The organism is Ralstonia pickettii (genome assembly GCF_001699815.1).
In the GTDB taxonomy this organism is placed as follows: Bacteria; Pseudomonadota; Gammaproteobacteria; order Burkholderiales; family Burkholderiaceae; genus Ralstonia; species Ralstonia thomasii.
In genome coordinates, this window is record NZ_MCGB01000092.1 from 74,440 (window position 1) to 92,511 (window position 18,072).

Annotated in this window: 18 protein-coding genes and 1 pseudogene; 11 read left to right on the top strand and 8 right to left on the bottom strand. The window is 64.9% G+C overall.

Going from position 1 to position 18,072, the window contains the following annotated elements; genetic code table 11:
* Nucleotides 1-75: 75 nt before the first annotated feature.
* From BEK68_RS19405 to BEK68_RS19415, 3 genes are all read right to left on the bottom strand, one after another.
* Complete coding sequence (locus BEK68_RS19405) at nt 76-681, bottom strand: PfkB family carbohydrate kinase (protein WP_249262943.1); 606 nt, start codon at nt 679-681, stop codon at nt 76-78.
* Nucleotides 617-1,639 (bottom strand): TraB/GumN family protein, encoded by a 1,023-nt coding sequence (locus BEK68_RS19410; RefSeq protein WP_012430213.1) that lies wholly within the window; start codon nt 1,637-1,639, stop codon nt 617-619. The genes BEK68_RS19405 and BEK68_RS19410 overlap by 65 nt, the downstream gene beginning before the upstream one ends.
* A gap of 83 nt (nt 1,640-1,722) precedes the next feature.
* Nucleotides 1,723-2,904, bottom strand: a complete 1,182-nt coding sequence (locus BEK68_RS19415) for a hypothetical protein (RefSeq protein ID WP_012430214.1) — start codon at nt 2,902-2,904, stop codon at nt 1,723-1,725.
* A gap of 187 nt (nt 2,905-3,091) precedes the next feature.
* Here BEK68_RS19415 and BEK68_RS19420 point away from each other — a divergent pair, with 187 nt between their 5' ends.
* From BEK68_RS19420 to BEK68_RS19435, 4 genes are all read left to right on the top strand, one after another.
* Nucleotides 3,092-3,493 carry a DUF2946 domain-containing protein gene (locus BEK68_RS19420; RefSeq protein WP_012430215.1) on the top strand — a complete coding sequence of 134 codons (402 nt, stop codon included), beginning with the start codon at nt 3,092-3,094 and terminating at the stop codon, nt 3,491-3,493.
* Nucleotides 3,494-3,575: 82 nt separating this feature from the next.
* The gene (locus tag BEK68_RS19425) at nt 3,576-5,894 is read left to right on the top strand and encodes a TonB-dependent receptor (RefSeq protein WP_012430216.1); all 2,319 of its coding nucleotides are present in this window, start codon (nt 3,576-3,578) and stop codon (nt 5,892-5,894) included.
* Entirely contained in the window at nt 5,894-7,147 is a 1,254-nt protein-coding gene (locus BEK68_RS19430; RefSeq protein ID WP_024542563.1) for a sialidase family protein, read from the top strand. The genes BEK68_RS19425 and BEK68_RS19430 overlap by 1 nt, the downstream gene beginning before the upstream one ends.
* Nucleotides 7,144-7,650, top strand: a complete 507-nt coding sequence (locus BEK68_RS19435; RefSeq protein WP_012430218.1) for a redoxin domain-containing protein — start codon at nt 7,144-7,146, stop codon at nt 7,648-7,650. The genes BEK68_RS19430 and BEK68_RS19435 overlap by 4 nt, the downstream gene beginning before the upstream one ends.
* Before the next feature lie 233 nt (nt 7,651-7,883).
* On the opposite strand, the gene BEK68_RS19440 is transcribed toward BEK68_RS19435, so the two are convergent.
* Both BEK68_RS19440 and BEK68_RS19445 read right to left on the bottom strand, forming a co-directional pair.
* Nucleotides 7,884-8,162 (bottom strand): hypothetical protein, encoded by a 279-nt coding sequence (locus BEK68_RS19440; RefSeq protein WP_004627584.1) that lies wholly within the window; start codon nt 8,160-8,162, stop codon nt 7,884-7,886.
* A gap of 17 nt (nt 8,163-8,179) precedes the next feature.
* On the bottom strand, nt 8,180-8,938 hold the full coding sequence (locus BEK68_RS19445) for a sulfite exporter TauE/SafE family protein (RefSeq protein WP_012430219.1): 759 nt from the start codon (nt 8,936-8,938) through the stop codon (nt 8,180-8,182).
* Between the two features lie 130 nt (nt 8,939-9,068).
* On the opposite strand from BEK68_RS19445, the gene BEK68_RS19450 reads away from it, so the two are divergent.
* The 3 genes from BEK68_RS19450 to BEK68_RS19460 all read left to right on the top strand — a co-directional run bounded on the left by BEK68_RS19450 (nt 9,069) and on the right by BEK68_RS19460 (nt 12,466).
* Entirely contained in the window at nt 9,069-9,953 is an 885-nt protein-coding gene (locus BEK68_RS19450; protein ID WP_012430220.1) for a LysR substrate-binding domain-containing protein, read from the top strand.
* Between the two features lie 144 nt (nt 9,954-10,097).
* The gene (locus tag BEK68_RS19455; RefSeq protein WP_004627577.1) at nt 10,098-10,619 is read left to right on the top strand and encodes a hypothetical protein; all 522 of its coding nucleotides are present in this window, start codon (nt 10,098-10,100) and stop codon (nt 10,617-10,619) included.
* Nucleotides 10,620-10,768: 149 nt separating this feature from the next.
* Nucleotides 10,769-12,466: an AMP-binding protein gene (locus BEK68_RS19460; RefSeq protein ID WP_012430221.1), complete on the top strand. Its 1,698-nt coding sequence runs from the start codon at nt 10,769-10,771 to the stop codon at nt 12,464-12,466.
* A 76-nt stretch (nt 12,467-12,542) separates the two neighbouring features.
* Here BEK68_RS19460 and BEK68_RS19465 read toward each other — a convergent pair whose 3' ends face one another.
* Entirely contained in the window at nt 12,543-12,884 is a 342-nt protein-coding gene (locus BEK68_RS19465) for a DUF1488 family protein (RefSeq protein ID WP_004627574.1), read from the bottom strand.
* 889 nt (nt 12,885-13,773) lie between these two features.
* On the opposite strand from BEK68_RS19465, the gene BEK68_RS19470 reads away from it, so the two are divergent.
* The 3 genes and pseudogenes from BEK68_RS19470 to BEK68_RS19480 form a co-directional block, all read left to right on the top strand.
* Complete coding sequence (locus tag BEK68_RS19470) at nt 13,774-14,832, top strand: hypothetical protein (protein WP_012430222.1); 1,059 nt, start codon at nt 13,774-13,776, stop codon at nt 14,830-14,832.
* A 48-nt stretch (nt 14,833-14,880) separates the two neighbouring features.
* The gene (locus BEK68_RS19475) at nt 14,881-15,975 is read left to right on the top strand and encodes a protease pro-enzyme activation domain-containing protein (protein WP_049768053.1); all 1,095 of its coding nucleotides are present in this window, start codon (nt 14,881-14,883) and stop codon (nt 15,973-15,975) included.
* A gap of 111 nt (nt 15,976-16,086) precedes the next feature.
* Nucleotides 16,087-16,446 (top strand): annotated as a pseudogene (locus BEK68_RS19480) (peptidase S1); the annotation flags it as partial.
* 37 nt (nt 16,447-16,483) lie between these two features.
* Here the strand turns inward: BEK68_RS19480 and BEK68_RS26405 are convergent.
* Nucleotides 16,484-16,615 (bottom strand): hypothetical protein, encoded by a 132-nt coding sequence (locus tag BEK68_RS26405; RefSeq protein ID WP_004627564.1) that lies wholly within the window; start codon nt 16,613-16,615, stop codon nt 16,484-16,486.
* A gap of 425 nt (nt 16,616-17,040) precedes the next feature.
* On the opposite strand from BEK68_RS26405, the gene BEK68_RS25840 reads away from it, so the two are divergent.
* The gene (locus BEK68_RS25840; RefSeq protein WP_012430224.1) at nt 17,041-17,187 is read left to right on the top strand and encodes a hypothetical protein; all 147 of its coding nucleotides are present in this window, start codon (nt 17,041-17,043) and stop codon (nt 17,185-17,187) included.
* Between the two features lie 143 nt (nt 17,188-17,330).
* Here BEK68_RS25840 and BEK68_RS19485 read toward each other — a convergent pair whose 3' ends face one another.
* Nucleotides 17,331-17,957, bottom strand: a complete 627-nt coding sequence (locus tag BEK68_RS19485; RefSeq protein WP_004627558.1) for an FMN-dependent NADH-azoreductase — start codon at nt 17,955-17,957, stop codon at nt 17,331-17,333.
* Nucleotides 17,958-18,072: the final 115 nt, after the last annotated feature.

Genomic DNA, 18,072 nt, shown 5'->3' on the forward strand with positions numbered 1-18,072 from the left:
CCTCGAAGCGATCAAGACGCAGATGGCGCAGATTGTGGCATGCAGCGCCGCGCTGCCACGCGGTCTCAGGCGACCTCAGGCGGGCGAGGCGGCATGCGCCTGCAGCAACGCATCGATTTCGGCTTGCGTGCCCGCGAATGCGCCGGCACGCGTGGCGGTGAGGGCGGCCGCCGCAGCAGCTTGGCGCAGATGCGCCTGCACGGGCGCCCCGGGCGACTGCAGCTGGCTCGCCAGCCAGGCGCCCATCGCGGCATCGCCGCAGCCGACGGTGTCCGCCACCGGCACGGTAAAGGCCGGTTGGGTGATACGCGCATCGTCTTGCCCGCCGTGCGCCGCTGTCAGCCATTCCATGCCGTCGGCCCCGAGCGTGAGCAGGATGTCGGCTTGCGGCGCGAGGGTGCGCAGCGTGGTGAGCGGATCGGCATCACCGGGAAACAGTTGGCGCAAATCTTCATCCGATACCTTGATGACCGATGTGATGGCGGCCATGCGCACCAGCAGCGGCGCGTAGTGGGGGGGCGCCCATCGCCGCGCGGACTTGGCCGCGCATGCCGAACTGGCAGCGGCTGTCGGATCGACGCCGCCGGAAAAGCGCTGACCGGAAAACGCGTACGCGCTAGCGCGGTGTGATCGCCGGCAACACCGGCGTGACCTTGTATCCGCGCGCCGCCAGCAGCGCAGGAATTCCTTTGGGCCCGATCATATGCAACGCGCCCACAGCGCCAAACACGCGCTGGCCGCTGTTGTGCACGCGCGCAATGTTCTCGGCCATGGCGCGGTTGCGGTGCGTCACCAAGCGTTGGAATGCGCGTTTATCCGACGCCGTCTTCAGGCAATCGCACCACTGCGGGTAGTGCTCGAGCGTGCTGAGGTCGCTGTCGGCCCAGGCATTGGCGAGCGTGAGCGTCTGCGTGCGCGCCTCGCCCGATTCAATCGCGTCGAGCACGGTATCGAATTGCTGCGCAACCTCGTTCTTCGGCACGATCTCGTTGAGCACGCGCACCTGCTGCGCCAGCGTTTCGAGCGGCACGATCGGCAGGTGCACGCTCTTGGCGTAGGTGGTGAGAAACAGGTCGATGCCGAAATCCGGATAGAGCCCGTCTGTGCGTACCCCCAGCACCGCCAGCGAGGCCAGTTGCATGGTCGGCTGGAACTTGCGGATCTGCGTGAGGGCCGTGTCGGGCAGGCAAGCCGCGGAGAGCAGTTTGTTGAAGCGCTCGCCGCGACGGCCGGTCAGGAGCCGGCGGTCTTCTGCGCTGTTTTGCGCGGTTAGCGGCGTGCGGTCGGTGTCCTTGTCGAGCAGGTCGAGTTCGAGCGCGATGCTGTCAACCTGCTGAAGCGCGCTGCGCACGGTGGGGCCGGGCAGCATCCAGTCGGCCCGCGCAACGTGGATCGTGCCGTAGAGCCACGAGGTGTGACCGTTCTTTTCGATGCGCCAGAGCAGGCCGTGGTCGGTCGCGCGTTGCGCGGCGGCGGTCCAACCGTCTTTGGGGATGAAGCTTGAGGCGGGTGGCGGACAGTTCGGGGTCGGTGCCGGTGCCTGTACGGGTGTGGTGTCTTGCGCGGCAGCCGTGCCGACGCCCGTCAATAGGAAAAACGCGGCCGTGAGCGCGCGCCACGTGGTGCGATTGCGTGCCATTTGGCTGCTCCCCGAATATTGTTGTGTCGTCTGTCCAGTGTAGCGGGCGCAAGCCATTGCGTCCCACGCGACGATCAGGCCCACTACGTGCTCAATTTGGGCGGCACGGCATGCGCACCGCGCGTCTCGCTAAACCACAGTGCCAGGCTTTCGTCTTCCAGCGCGTAGGCGCCGCGCGACTCCTTCCAGATCAGGTTCTTGTCGCGCAGCGCGTCCAGCGCGGCCTGCACCGTGGCAGTGGAAAACTCGCTGTGGCCGAGCTTGGCCGCATATGCCTTCATCGAGTCTTCCGAAAACGGCGAATAGCCTTGTCCGCGCTCGATCAGCACCGCCAGCACGGCACGCTGGATTTCCGTCAGCGCGCTGTAGTCGCTTTCGATCTCGCCCCAGATGCGGTCCCGAAAACCCTGCGCGCCGCGCTTGAGCAGCTCGCCCAGGCTGGCGGCTTCACCCAGCTCCAGGGCGATCTCGCTGACGATGCCCTTGAGCATCTCCGGCCGGTGCCCGACCAGTTGGAAGGCGGCAAACATGTCGTCTTCCTTGAACTGGTTGTCCGGCGCCAGATGCTGGTTGACCCACGCCGTGTACGCCGACACATACGGCCGCCCGAGCAGCGGGAAGTTGGTCACGCGCGAGCCGAAAAACGGCTGCGTGCGATTGAGCAGCAGGTTGGCGAGCTTGTCGCGGTTCGACCCCGTAAAGACGAGGAAGAGGCGCGGTTCGTCCACGCCCTGGTTCATCTGGTCCCGCGCGGCCTTGAGCGCGAACATGGCATTGGTGCCGGCCTCCGTGGACAGCGCGTGCTGCGCCTCGTCGATGATCAGCACGACCGGCCGCTGCACCGCCTTGTAGAGCACATCGAGCGCGTCGGCCAGGGTAATGCCCGGCGGCAGCCCGATCTTGCCGAGGTTGAACGTGAACGTGCGCAACACGTCGACCTTCTCCATGCCGGCCTGCTTGGCGAGCTTCGCGATCGGGCCGTCGAACTGCGCCAGCTTCGATTTGATGGCGTCGGCGATCAGCAGGCCGGGATCGCGTGCGCGGTCGGCCCATAAGTCCACGTAGATGGCGATCCACTTGCGGCGTTCGACCTCCGGCACCAGGTCTTCGCGCAGGAACGTGCTTTTGCCGGTGCGCCGGGGCGCCGCCAGGAACAGGCCTGAGCGCGCATCGGCCAGGCCCTTGCCTTCCAGGCTGTCGCACAGCGTGTTGGCGAGGTCCTGGCGGTGGAAGCTGAAGCGTCCGGTATCGGTGTCGGAATCCATGGGAAGCCCTGTTTTAGACCTGATTATGGAAATCGGTATAAATTATAGTCGATCCAATAATTAAGGCTAATTCCGATCGAAGTGCCAGTCGATTTCCGTCGATTTGCCGTTGCGCGGCACTGTGCCGCAGGCAATTCGGGGAACTGTGTGCAGCGCTATACTCCACACATTCTGACGTTGCCCATCCATGCTCCATCGCCGCTGGCTCTTCCTCGTCTGGCTTGCGATCGTACTGAACGTACTGTCGCCGGTGCTCGCTTCCGCACGCGCGGCGGCCACGGGCACGCTTGACGTCGAGCTGTGCAGCGCAACGGCACCGCATGGCAGCACCGTGCAGGTTGCTATCGATCTGCAAGGCGATGGCTCTGCCGACGATTCGACCGCCCACCACGGCGTGGCGCACTGCCTGTATTGCCCGGGGTTTGCAGCCGGGCTGGCGCTGGCCTCGGTTCCAGCGCTGGATGTTCCCTCTGCCCATTTCGTCTATCGCGTGCGGCAGCCGGCCACCCCGGCGCCCGTGTATGCGCGCAGTGCGCTGCGCGTGGCCGGGTCGCGCGCGCCTCCTGTTTCTCCGTCGTTGTCGATCTGACGCGCCTGCGGAGGTTGCTCCGTGGCGCCTTTGCGTTCGGCCCCGTTTGGGCCGACGCCATCGCAATCCGGAGACCTTTCCGATGTCATTCCACAAGCGCGCTGGGGCCGCCGCCCTTAAGCGCACGCTCGTGTGCCGCGCTGCGCTCGCGCTGAGCGCAGCAGCACCACTGTCTGCTTTCGCTGCCGAGGATGCGGCATCCGTGCCCGCGCCCGTCACGCAGGAACTTGCGCCCACCGTGGTGCGGGCCAACGCCAACCCCGCGCCGTTCGCCCGCAATACGCCGGCGGTCGTGCAAAGCGTCACAGCCGATCAACTGGCCGATCGCAACGTCGTCACTGCCGAAGACGCCGTCAAATACCAGCCCAATGTGATGGTGCGCCGCCGCTTCATTGGCGACCGCAACTCCATCTTCGCCGGCCGCGACTTCAACGAGATCCAAAGCGCACGCGGTCTGCTGTATGCCGACGGCATCCTGCTCTCGAACCTGCTTGGCTCCAGTTACAGCTACCCGCCGCGCTGGTCCATGGTCGGGCCGGATGAACTTGCGCGCGTCGATATTTTGTATGGGCCGTTCTCGGCGCTGCTGCCTGGCAACTCGATGGGGACGACCATCGCGATGACCTTGCGCCGCCCAGAAAAATTCGAGGCCGCGGCGCAGACGCAGATCATGAGCCAGCATTACAACGATGCCTACGGCTTTTCGCGCAACGTCACCGGAAACCACGAAAGCGCATCGCTGGGCGACCGCATCGGCAAGTTCTGGTATGCGCTGTCAGTCGACCGGCTGGAGAACGACAGCCAACCGATGCAATACGCCACGCCCAACTCCCGGTTCACCGCAGGCGGCACGCCGGTGCCGGTCACGGGTGCGCGGCAGGATCTCGGCCCCAATGGCCAGCCGCGCGTGATTCTCGGGCCGCAGATGCTGGAGCGTACGCAGCAACTGCAAGAGACGCTGCGATTCGGCTACGTATTCAGCGACAGCCTGGAGGCGTCGCTCACGCTGGGCCACTGGGAGAACCACTTCAACGATCAGGCGCTCAGCTTCCTGCGCGATGCCGCCGGCAACACCGTCACGGGCGGCAATGTGCTGATCAACGGCACGCCGTACACGATCGCCCCGAACACCTTCGCCCCGCAAAACGGCGACCAGGAAAACTGGCTCTACGGCCTGGGCGTGAAGGGCAAGATCGGCGGCTGGAAGATCGACACCAACGCGTCGGCCTACAACGTCTCACGTGACATCCTGCGCGCGTCGAACACGGCGGCCGGCAATGGGCCCGGCACGGTGTTCTACGGCGACGGCACGGGCTGGTCCAACTTCGACATCAAGGCGACGTCGCCCACGGTGTCCGGCCATACCTTCACGACCGGCTACCACTACGACCAATACCACCTGCGCAACCAGACCTTCAACGCGAGCAACTGGTCAACGGAAACACTATCCACGCTCAAATCCAGCTACCAGGGCGACACGCAAACGCAGGCCGTCTTCCTGCAGGACGCGTGGGCGTTTGCGCCGCGCTGGCTGGCCACACTGGGCCTGCGCTACGAAAGCTGGCGCGCCTACAACGGCCAGCTCGGCAACGGCACGAGCGCGTTGGGCTACGCCAGCCGTACCGAAGACGCGTTTTCGCCCAAGGCGGCCATTCAATGGCAGGCCACGCAAGACACGCTGCTGCGCTTGTCGTATGGCTGCGCCGTGCGCTTTCCGACGGTGGCGGAGCTGTTCCAGGGCACGATCAGCGGCAACACGATCGTCAACAACGACCCGAACCTCAAACCTGAGCGCGCCAATGATTTCGACTTCACCGTCGAGCAGGCTGTGCCCTACGGCGTATTGCGTACCAGCCTGTTCCAGAGCGACGTGCGCGACAGCATCTACACGCAGACCAACATCACCGTTACGCCCAACGTGACGAACGTGCAGAACGTCGATCGCGTGCGCACGCGCGGCATCGAGTTGGCGTATTCGGGGCAGGAGGTTCTGCAGGATGCGGGTGTGCGCGGCGTGGACGTTGAAGCCAACGTCGCTTTCACGCAATCGAAGACGCTGGCCGACGCCGCCAACCCGACCTACGTCGACAAGACCTGGCCGCGCATGCCGCGGGTGCGCGCCAATCTCTTTGCGAGTTGGCATGCCACGCCTGACTGGACGGTGGGCGCGGGCGTGCGGTATTCCGGGCGGCAGTACGGCACGCTCGACAACACCGATGTGCTGCCGAACGTCTACGGTGGCACGAGCAGCTTCTTCACCGTGGACCTCAAGGCTAGCTACCGTATCGACAAGCACATCACGCTGGCGCTGGGCGTCGACAATCTGACCGACCGGCGGTACTTCGTGTACCACCCGTATCCGTCGCGCACCTTCTATGGACAACTGAAATGGCGTCTGTAATGCAGTCGATTCCTCGATTCGTTGCCGGTGCGCTGCTGACGCTCGCAGCAACGGTGGCGCCCGCGCACGAAGGCCACGATCACGGTGCCATGGCAGCCAAGCCTGCCGCAAAACCGCAGCTCGCCACCACGGCCGCGTTCGACAAAGCTGGGCGTCTGTGGGTGACGTGGGCGGAAGGGCAGCACGTGGTGGTAGCGTCGTCCGGCGATCTCGGCAAGACACTGTCCGCGCCGCAGCGAGTGAACCCGCAACCCGAGCCGATCTACACCGACGGCGAGAACCGCCCGAAGGTTATCGCCAGCCCGGACGGTGCGCTGTATGTGAGCTGGTCGCGCCCGCTCGACGCGCCCTATACGGGCTTCGTGCGTTTCTCGCGCTCGCTTGACGGCGGCAGGACGTGGAGTGCGCCGGTCACCGTCCACCACGACCGCCAGCCGATCACGCACCGCTTCGATTCGATCGCGGTCGACGGCGCAGGCCGCATCTTCGTCACGTGGATCGACAAGCGCGACCTGCTGCTTGCACAAGCGGCCAAACAGCCGTACGCCGGAGCGGCGGTCTACTACACCGTTTCGACTGACCGCGGCGCCACCTTTGCGCCCGAGCGCAAGGTCATCGACCAGACCTGCGAATGCTGCCGCATTGCGCTTGCCCCCGATGCCGATGGCCACATGCTCGCACTGTGGCGCAATGTGTTTGCCGGGCAGATCCGCGACCACGCATTGGCAACATTACCCATTGGTAACACACCGCTTGCCATCACGCGCGCGACGTTTTCGGAGTGGCGCGTCGATGCGTGTCCGCACCATGGCCCCGCGTTGGCCGTTACGGCCGATGGTGTGCGGCACATGGCGTGGTTTTCGGTGCTGCAAGACAAGCCCGGCCTGTTCTACAGCCGGCTCTCGGCAGACGGCAAGCCAATCGGCGGCGCATGGGCCTTTGGCGGTTCGGCACAAGCCGGTGCACAGGCATCGCACCCAGCGATGCTCGCGGCAGACGGCGCCCTGTGGCTGGCGTGGAAACAGTTTGCCGACGACCGCATGCAGATCCTGCTGCGCAGATCGACCGACGGCGGCGCGCACTGGACAGCGCCCGCCAGCGCGGCAAACACCGATAGTGGGAGCGATCATCCGCAACTGCTCGCGCGCGATGGCCATGTTTACCTGTCGTGGCGCACGCAGGCCGAGGGCTATCGGCTGATCGATATCAGCAATGTCAGTCCGTCCAATCCATCATTGGAGGCATCGAAATGAATACCCGATGGAAATCCTTTGCGATGGGCTTGGCGCTATCTGCCGCCGCTTTTACCGCGCAGGCCGCAGGCGCGCTGCAGTTCCAGCCGCTGCATGCGCGCGATGTGCCGACCTTGCTTCAGACGCCACACGCGCGGCCGCTGATCGTCGAAATCTGGTCCTTGGAATGCAGCTACTGCCGCGAGAACATCGCGCGCATTGCGCAATGGCGGCGCACTGCCAAGCAGACTGTGGATGTGGTGATGGTGTCGATGGACGGCCCTGACCAGGCTGAGATGCTCAACCGCGCACTGGCGCCGCTGGCCCGCGACGGCAGGATCGGCCTCGCCCGCGTGCCGCAGTACACCAATGCCGAAGACATGCCGGAGCGCCTGCGCGCCGCGCTCGACCCCGGCTGGCAGGGCGAGATGCCGCGCACCATCATCCTGCGCCCCGACGGCAAGCGCCACGCGTCGAGCGGGTTGCTGACGCCGCAGGCACTGGATACAGCGCTCAGGGACTAATCGGAAAACGACGCGGACCCCCCTCGTTGTTGGGGTATGGCGGGGGGCGTGCACTTTTTATAATGGCCCCGCTTTGTGAATTCCGGCGCATTGCTCGTTCACAAAGCACACCCGACCATCTTTCGTCGTCAAAGGCTGAAGATGTTAAGCCCGCCCGCCCCCCGGCCCGCGGGCTTTTTCTTTGTCCGGTCGATACCGGTCTGTGCTGCGGCGGGGCGGATATTAGCGCGCCCTCAGCGCGTTGTCGCCTGCGAAGAAGAGGGGTATGCCGTGGACGGGCGTTCCGCGTCATTGGATGCGGCTCCCAGGCCCACGGCCACGGCGGCCAGCAAGACTGCAACACTGCGCGCGATGTAGAACACCGCTTGCGCGCCCGCTATTTCCGGTTCGGCAGATGGGGTCTCGGTAATGTGGGCGTGCCAGGCACTGAGCGTGGCGCGATGGGACAGCGGATAGCGATAGGCGCGCGGCGCGGGCGGGCGGCGTGTCGGATGAGGCTGCATGTGCGACATGGCGTTTCTCCTCATGCTCAAGCGTGCGACCAGGCGCGCCAGAACAGCAGCGCCGTCATCGAAAAGCCGAAAGTGGAAATCAACGCCCGCACAACCGGCACCGGCAAACGCTTGCCAACATGCGCGCCGAGATGACCGCCCAGTGCGGCGGCCACCAGCATGACCAGCGTCTGCGGCCACCACACCATGTTTGCCAGCGCAAAACAGGCCACCGCCACAAGGTTGGTCGCGCCCACCAGCAAGGTGCGTGAGGCGTTCAGTGCTTTGATGTCGTCGTGGCCGAACAGTGCCCAGACCGCCATCATCATGATCCCCACTGCGCCGCCAAAATAGCCGCCATAGATGGCCAGCGCACCTTGCGCCACCAGCAGCGTTGTCCGCCCGATCTGCACACGCTGGCGCAGCCATACACCGACCTGTTTGCCGAAGGTGAACGCCAGAGAGCCGACCAGCAGCAGCCACGGCACGATGAAATCGAACGCGCGAGACGACGTGTTCATCAACAGCAGCGCGCCGAACAGCCCCCCCACAAGGCTGATCCCCACCATGGCGCGCATCGAGACGTGCCCGAACCCGCGATAGTCCGCGCGATACGCCCACGCCGACGTGGCCGCGCCGGGTAGCAGCGCGACCGTGCTCGACGCATTGGCAAACACCGACGGAACCCCTGCGAACATGAGCGCGGGCAGGGTGACAAACGAGCCGCCGCCCGCCAGGGCATTCATCATGCCGGCGAGCAGGCCCGCGCCAAAAAGCAGCAGCGTGGCAGATTCCATTGGGGGCGAAGTTGGGGATGTTGTGTTGTGAGATGCCTCAGTTTCGGACACTGGTTGCCACGCTGCAATCTGCGATACATTGACCAAGCCTCAGTGTGAGACTGAGGCTCCTGCCACTTTGAGATGTATCGTGCGCTTCGATCTGACCGACCTCCGACTCTTCCTCCATACCGCCGAAGCCGGCAGCATCACGGCGGGGGCAGAACGCGCGCACCTGACATTGGCATCGGCCAGCGCGCGCATCCGCGGCATGGAAGACGCACTGGGCGCGCCGTTGCTGACCCGCAATCGTCGCGGTGTGGAAACGACCGCTGCCGGCCGCACGCTGGTTCACCACGCTCGCGTCGTCCTGCAGCAGATGGACCGCATGCGCGGTGAGCTGGGCGAATACGCGCGTGGCTTGAAGGGCTACGTGCGGCTGCTCTCCAACACCGCCGCCATGACCGAGTTCCTGCCGGAAACGCTCAGCGCTTTCCTGGCCGCTCATCCTGAGGTCGACGTCGACCTGGAAGAGCTGGTGAGCCACGAAATTGTGGAAGCGATTGCGCAGGGGCGCGCCGACATCGGTATCGTCAACGATGCGGTCGACTTGTCGGGGCTGGAGACCTTTCCGTTCCGCCACGACCGCCTCGTGCTGGTGACCGCGCGCGAACACCCGCTGGCCGAGCGCCGTGAGCTGGCCTTCGTTGAAACCTTGCAGGAAGATTTTGTCGGCCTGACGGGCGACAACGCATTGCAGGCGTATCTGGCGGGGCATGCTGCACGCGCCGGCCATCGGCTCAAATACCGCGTGCGGTTACGCAGTTTCGACGCCGTCTGCCGCATGGTGGAACGCAACGTGGGCGTGGGCGTCATTCCCGAGCATGCGGCGATCCGCCTGCAGCGCTCCATGGGCATCCGCCGGGTGCGCCTGACCGACGCCTGGGCGACGCGCCTGCTGCGGATCTGCGTGCGCCATTTCGATGACCTGCCCGTCTTCGCACGCCAGTTGATCGAGCATTTGCGCGAGGCCTGAGCGCGGTGCGCGTCCGTCATTTGGCGGAAGGATGCTGTTTGAACTCGCGCCGGTGAAAACGCGTCGGTACACTGCAAGCAGTTGCGGGCTGCCCAGCTACAGGACGTGCGGCGCCGCACCAACCCTCCGCTCATGGAGCACATCATGGCGTCTGCCGGTGTTCCCCCTGATGTTCCGCCGATCGGCCTGCTGCACGCGGCGCGTGCGCTGCGCATCTATCGGCGCCACGAGATCAATGCGCTGGCGTGGATCGCGCTGGGCGTGTGCCTGCGCAGCCCGGCGCCCATGGTGGCCATCAGCGTTGCGTTGCTCATCGTGTGCGCGTGGTCGCTCACGCGGCACATCCAATATATGAAGCCCCTGTATGAACTGCCGGTGTTCAGCCGCCTGCTGACACACAGCGGCATGGCATTCGCGGCCGTCAATGCGGCGCTGCTGGCGGTGGAACTCGCCACAGGTGCCGGACGCGGCGCATGGTTCGACGCCGACGGCTGGCTTGCGCCCGCCTGGCCGCAGATTCTGCCGGACATGGCCGGCACGATCGAGCTGATGCTCGTCAGCGCTCAATGGATCGTCGTGCTGGGCGTGGTCGTGGCTGCAACGGCCTGGGCGTGGCTAAGCCTGGGCGGTGGTCGCTCGCTGCGTTTTCCGCCGCGCTCGCAATGAGTGCATGGCTCGGGAGAATCCGGGCTGGTCTGGCGGGCGAATTCCTCCTATAAGTGGCGATGTCGGTTGCAGGTGCGTTTCCGTAGCGCCCGGACGAGGCGCGTGCTGTCAGAGCGTGCACGACACGCTCCAAACCTCAGGAGACAGGCATGACATCGCTGGACGCCTTCCTGCGGTGCCGCGACTTTCTGCTCGCGCACCGTGAGGATTACGATACCGCTGTGCGCGATTTTGCATGGCCCCAGTTGGACCGCTTCAACTGGGCGCTGGATTATTTCGACGCCATGGCGCGCGGCAACGATGCCGTCGCCCTCTGGGTGGTCGACGATCAGGGCAACGAGACGCGGCTGTCGTTTGCGCAGATGGCCGAGCGTTCGGCGCGCGTGGCCAACCACTTGCGGGCGCTTGGCGTGCAGCGCGGTGACCGCATCCTGCTCATGCTCGGCAACGTGCCCGGGCTATGGGACGTGATGCTCGCCAGCATCAAGATCGGCGCGGTCATCATCCCGGCCACGACGCTGCTCACCGCAGAAGACCTGCGCGAACGCATTGCCATGGGGGAGGTGAGCCACGTGGTGGTGGGCGGGGCAGATTGCGCCAAGCTCGACGCCGTATCGGGCACGTTCACACGCATTGCGGTCGGTACGGACAAGGCGCCGGCCGGCTGGCACCGCTTTGAAGACGCCTACGATGCCTCCGCCGAATTCACCCCCGACGCGCCCACGCAGGCGAGCGATCCGTTGCTGCTGTATTTCACGTCCGGCACCACGTCCAAACCCAAACTCGTGATGCATACGCATGCGAGCTATCCGGTCGGGCATTTGTCCACCCTGTACTGGATCGGCCTGCGCCCGGGGGATGTGCACTGGAACATCAGCTCGCCCGGCTGGGCCAAGCACGCGTGGAGCTGCTTCTTCGCGCCGTGGAATGCCGGCGCCACCGTCTTCATCTACAACTACGCGCGCTTCGAGCCCAAAGCAGTGCTGGATGTGCTCTGCCGGGCCAAGGTGACGACGCTGTGCGCACCGCCCACGGTGTGGCGCATGTTGATCCAGGAAGACTTGGCCGCGTGGAAGCCCGCCCTGCGCGAACTCGTGGGCGCGGGCGAACCGCTCAACCCGGAGGTGATCGAACGGGTGCGCGCGGCGTGGGGCATCACCATCCGCGACGGCTACGGTCAGACCGAAACGACCTGCCAGATCGGCAACAGCCCGGGGCAGCGCGTCCAGCCAGGCTCGATGGGTCGGCCGCTGCCGGGATATCGCATCACGCTGCGCGACCCCGACGGCCACGAAGCGGAAGAGGGCGAGATCTGCATCGAATTGAATTCACGCCCGACCGGCCTGATGGAAGGCTACGCCGGTAACGCCGACAAAACCGCCGAAGCCATGCGCGGCGGCGTGTATCACACCTCTGACATTGCCGCGCGCGATGCCAGCGGCTACCTGACCTACGTGGGCCGCGCCGATGACGTATTCAAGGCATCGGATTACCGTGTCAGCCCATTCGAGCTGGAGAGCGTGCTGATCGAACACCCTGCCATCGCGGAGGCCGCCGTCGTGCCGAGCCCCGACCCGCTGCGCCTTGCCGTGCCGAAGGCTTTCTTGGTACTGCGTGCGGGGCACGAGGCCGGCCCGGAACTGGCGCGGGACATCCTCGGATTTTGCCGCAGCCGATTGGCTTCCTACAAACGCGTGCGCCGCATCGAATTTGCCGATCTGCCCAAAACCATCTCGGGCAAGATCCGGCGAGTCGAACTGCGCATGCGTGAAGCCGCGCGCAGCGAGAACACCGCTGGCGTGCGCAACCTGCAGGAATATTGGGAAGAGGATTTCCCGGGCGATTGACCCGCGTTGAGCTTTGGCACCTACGGAACGTGCGGCCCCCCGACCGCACGTTCCGCTGCGCCAGCGCTGATTGATATCAGCGCGACGAGCGAGGAACCAGGCGCAATTGACGTGCGCGGTCCAGGTCGTAGGCCGGCACGCCACCGTGCGGCAACGATGCGCGTGAAGCGGCCAGGTCGCGGCCGCGCACAATGACCGGCGCGAGCGAACCTGCACGGATCAGGTCCGATGCAGCCAACTCGATCCAGTCGCGGTAATTGCGATAGACCTCTTCGGCCGTGATCTTCTGATGCGCGCAATCGCAGAGCGACAGCGCTTCGGAGGTGACGAAACAGCTGACGACCTTGCCGTCGACGATGGCTTGGAAGAACAGGTCGCCTACGGACCTGAACGTCTTGCCGGTGAATGAAATATTCATGATGCTCCCCCCATTGATCAGGCGCGCCGGTTGAATGACGTGCCCCACATGCCGCTTTCGCGGCGCAATGGTCACATGCAGGAGCGTGATTTCCGAATGGAGGGATGACGATGCTCCAGACGTTGAATCCGTCCGGATGCGATTGACCCAGTGAAGCGGGTCGGACTGTCCCTCGGTGCCGTTATGCCGGTCTGTCAATTCGGTGGTTGACTGCGTGTTCGCTCTAGCGCTGCGACCTTCCCCGTACAAAATTCCGTTATGTTTTTATGGCTACCACAATCGATGCAGCAGTCCGACACCTACGGTAATCGAGATGGCCAGCAGCCAGAGCAGAATGGTGGAGGCGCGCGTCGCCGGAAGACGTGTTTGAAAAAGGCGCCGACGCGTAGGAATCATCTGCCAATTGGCAGGGTGACGTTCCCACCCCAGCCGGGCAGTCAAGCCCGCTGTTTCCCGTTTGATTGTTCCCATGGCCGCTCCCGAAAGCTCGCCGCTGCCGCGTATTTACTTTTATTTAAATCTACTTTTCTTCGGTTGCATTCTAGGACACTCTCTGCAGACCGCCAGCGCCCCTTGGCATGATTCTTATCCTCCATTTGGCTCATAAACGGTAGGTTTAGGACATATTGGGGGTTCAAATAGGAAGTGATATTCATCACCTGCGAAGATGATTAATCGATGCGCAAACGCTTACGTTTGAAACGCATGACGATGGCGCCCCGCAACCTGCCTGCAAGGTGCCACCGATACAGTCACGCGCGTTTCGTGGATGACTTGTTGCAAGACTGCACAGCAACAAGCGCCCGAGCGTAAAACAGCGAAATGCCACGCACCTGCGTTACAGTGCCGCCGGGCTAGCAAGGCAACACAGAAAGAGCAGGACATCGACATGACGCAAGCAAGACGCGCCCGGAGCAACAGGGCGTTCGCAGAGTTCGGGCAAGGGGGGCGTGCCGTTCTGGTGGCATGGGCTGCATTGGTGGCAGGGGCCGCCGCCCACGCCGCTGCGCCGAGTCTGGCAGCGCGCCGTGCCGCGGTGCAATCAACACTGGCGCATGCCGGCAGTTGTCAGCGTCTAGGCGATTACTACTGGGAAATCGGTGACGCCCACGGCGAGCTGATTCACGGGCAGCAGGGCCAGCGCATCGGCGCCAACAAGACGGTGCGGTTGGCATCGGCCTCCAAATGGATATTTGGCGCCTACGTGGTCGAGCGTGCGCAAGGCAAGCCCACACCCGCCGAAATCGACGCGCTCACCATGCGCTCGGGCTACGACGGGCTCAATCCATTGCTGTGCAATCGCAATGACACCGTGCAAAGCTGCTTTGCGCGCGGTCGCAACGCGACCTTCACGCCCGGGCATGTCGGGCGTTTCAGCTACAACGGCGGTCATGATCAGAAGCTGCTGATCGATCTCGGCCTGGGCCGCGCCGATGCCGAAGCGCTCAACAATGACCTCGACCACCAGCTTGCCAATGCACCGGGCCTGCGCGATGCCGGCAAGCCGCTCGGCATCCGTTATCTCGCGCCCGAACCGGGTGGCGGAATGATCGCCACGCCGGCTGCTTACGGCCAGTTCCTGCGTCGTCTCATCCGCGGCGAATACCAGCTCGGCAGGATGCTCGGCCAGCATGCCGTCTGCACCGAGCCCGGCACATGCCCAACTGCCGTCAGCACGCCCGCCGCGCTGCCATGGCATTACGCGCTCAATTACTGGATCGAGGATCAGCCCGGCGGCGACGGCGCGTTCAGTTCGGCCGGGGCGTTCGGCTTCTATCCGTGGATCACCGCTGACAAGCGGTACTACGGCATGCTCGTGCGCGAGACCCTTGGCCCACGCGCCTATGTGCGCAGCGCGGCATGCGGCGCGCTGATTCGCCGTGCCTTTGCCGAAGGCAAGCCGCAGCATTCCGCAGAAGGCGCTGGCAGCGCCGATTTCGCCGACTGACGAACCCCGCAGATCAAGCGGACAAGCCATCGCCTAACGTGGTGGGAGGTGGCGCCGCATCCTGCCGGCACCCTCAGCGCCGCGGCACGCCGGTTGCGACGCACGGGCCACCTACCTACATGGAGATGGCCCACGGTCCGGCACCCCCTGCGCGGCAGCGAGCGCACGATTTCTGAAGACGAACGCATCCTCGGCGATGCGCACCCGGCGGAGCAGATCCGGGCGCTTGTGCAATTGCGCCGGCCGAACGAGGCTGAACTCGATGCGCGCCTGTCGGGCTTTGTTCACGCGCATGCCGCCGGGACGCCGCCGCCCACACCGCTGGCCCGCGAAGAATGGGCTGCTCAGTTTGGCGCCACTTCGGACGACATCGATGCCGTCCGCACCTTTGCTCGCGAACACAGTCTGCAAGTGGTTGAAGTGAACGTGGCCGCCGCCACCGTCACGCTCGAGGGCTCCGTCGAACAGTTCTGCCGCGCGTTCGATACGCACCTGCACCGCGTGGCACATGGCGATTGCGAATACCGCGGGCGTTCCGGCCCGCTGCGGTTGCCGGAGTCATTGCAGGACGTGGTTGTTGCCGCACTGGGGCTCGACTCGCGCCCACAGGCGCAGCCGCATTGCCGCTTCGTGCCGCTGCCTGCCGGGTCGACTGAGCCGGGAGGCATCCGGCCCGCGCGTGCGGTCCCCACCGCGTCGTACACACCGATGCAGCTCGCGCAGCTCTACGGCTTTCCGCAGGGCGACGGCGCGGGCCAGTGCATTGCGTTTATCGAACGCGGCGGCGGCTACCGGGAAGACGGTCTGCGTGCGTACTTCCAGGAGCTGGGCGTGCCCGTGCCGACGGTGACGGCCGTGCCCGTCGGGCAGGGCGCAAACCGCCCAACCGGCGACCCGAGCGGGCCCGACGGCGAAGTCGTGCTCGACCTGGAGGTGGGAGGCGCAACTGCGCCGGGCGCCACGCTGGCCGTGTACTTCACGGTCAATACCGACGCCGGTTTCGTGCAGGCCATCAACGCCGCCATCCATGAAACCAAGCTGCGGCCTTCGGTGGTGTCCATCAGTTTGGGGGCGCCCCCGAAAGCGCCTGGACGCCGCAGGCCATGCACGCCGCGCTGCAGAGCGCCGCAACGATGGGTGTGACGGTGTGTACTGCGTCGGGCGACAGCGGCTCCACCGACGGTCAGCCCGATCGCGTGGACCACGCGGACTTCCCTGCCTCCAGCCCGTACGCGCTGGCATGCGGCGGCGCCAGCGCCGACCGGCGCGCAGAAAGGGCTCGATGCCAACGGCAACGTCGCGCTCTACACGGCCGGCAACCTGGCCGCCACGATGAGCCTGAACGTGGATCTGAAAGTCTTCTCCGCCAACGGCTACTACGACTTCGTCACGCCGTTCTACCAGACCATGCTTGACCTGAAGGCGATGCCCTTGCTGGATGCCGATGTGCGGAAGAACCTGTCGGCGGGGTTCTATCCGTCGGGGCACATGGTGTACCTGGACGGCGGTTCGCGCACGGCACTGAAGGCCGACCTGGCGCGCCTTTATGACGCCGCCACGACCGACCACCAGGCCGTCGCGCGCATCCGCATGCTGCAGGCGCGCAAGGCCTGAGGGGCGGACATGCCGGCCGCGCCACGCAGTTTGCGGATCAATAGCCGCGGTAGTACGGGTGGTAGTAATGCGGGCGATCGTAATAACCGCCGGCCGGCACCACCACACACGCACTCAGCGCAGAGGTAGCGGCAGCAGCAAGGATGAGCAGGGCGATGGTGCGTTTCATGATGAGGCTCCGTGGTGATCGTTGGACTTGGCCTCACTGTATGGAAACGCTTCGCAACCGCGCTTTACCGTTTGTAAGAAAAACTGTGACGCCAAGGCCGGTAGTCGACGGCCCGCCCCACGTTGGCCACGGGTGTGCCGGGGCCACCGTAATTTGCCGTTACCTTTGCGATCAGACTGTGGAGCAGCATCGGCGCGCTCGGGCACTGTCAGTGCAGCGCCACAATGTTCCACGAACTTATCGCCCCACTATTGACAGATCGTCGAGACTGGCGGGAAATACACCAAACGGCAAACGTTGGGCTTCAGGTTTGAACGCACAGCGCCGATAGCCGTCCATATAGATGTCAGGGCCAAAGCCCTGCGGGGACCACGCGATGCGCGCCACCCAACAGCGCGCATCGGCAACACATCGGGGGGCGCATCATGACCAATGTTCTGGAATCCACCATCGCTTGGGCTGCTCCGTGCCTGATCGCCACTGCGATCGTCGTGCCGGTCATGTGGAACAAGCTGCGTACGCGCCGTCTGCTCGAAGCCATGCACCAGGCACGCGAACACCGCGACGAGTGATTTGCCGATCGGCCATCTGCGCCGATCCAACCTTCTTGCCACGCCAGTAAAAACGAAAACGGGCGCCGCATTGCTGCTGGCGCCCGTTTGGCATTGTGCGAGGCCGGTTGCGGCGCGTCCCGTTGCGCCGCAACCGTGTTCGCTCAGGCTGCCACGGCCTGGCTCACAACGTCGCGCATGGCGGCGTGTGCGGCTTCCAGGGCTTGTGCGCGGGCGTCCGGGCCCATCGCCAGGCGTTCTGCACGCACGAACTGCACATCGGTGATACCGAAGAAGCCGAACACGGTCTTCAGATAGGCCTCTTGGAAATCCATGGCGGCGGCCGGGCCGGCGGAGTACATGCCGCCGCGCGTCGACGCAACGATCACCTTCTTGCCACCGGCCAGTCCGACCGGGCCCGTTTCCGTGTACTTGAACGTACGGCCGGCTTGCGCCACGCGGTCAATCCAGGCCTTGAGCTGGCTGGGCACCGAAAAGTTGTACATCGGCGCGCCGACCACGATCACGTCGCTGGCGAGCAGTTCATTCACGAGCGTTTCTGAGCGTGCATGCTCTGCGCGGGTCGCGTCGTCAAAATCATCGGCGCCCGTGGCGCGGAAGCCGGCGGCAATGGCGCCGTCCAGGTGGGGGATCGCTTCGACCGACAGATCACGGTGGACGACGGTGGCGCTGGGGTTTTCGCGGCGCAGCTCGTCAACAATGGCGGCGCTCAGCAGGCGCGAAGCCGAGGCGTCACCGAGGATGCTGGAATCAATGTGAAGGACTTGCATGGTGTCTCTCCAGGAAAAAGGTGGGTTGCTGCAAAGATAGTGCGATGCAGCGAGTTCCAGTAGTGGGTCCAATCGACACACATCGTTCTATGAGTGGGACAATGCGCGGGTGCTT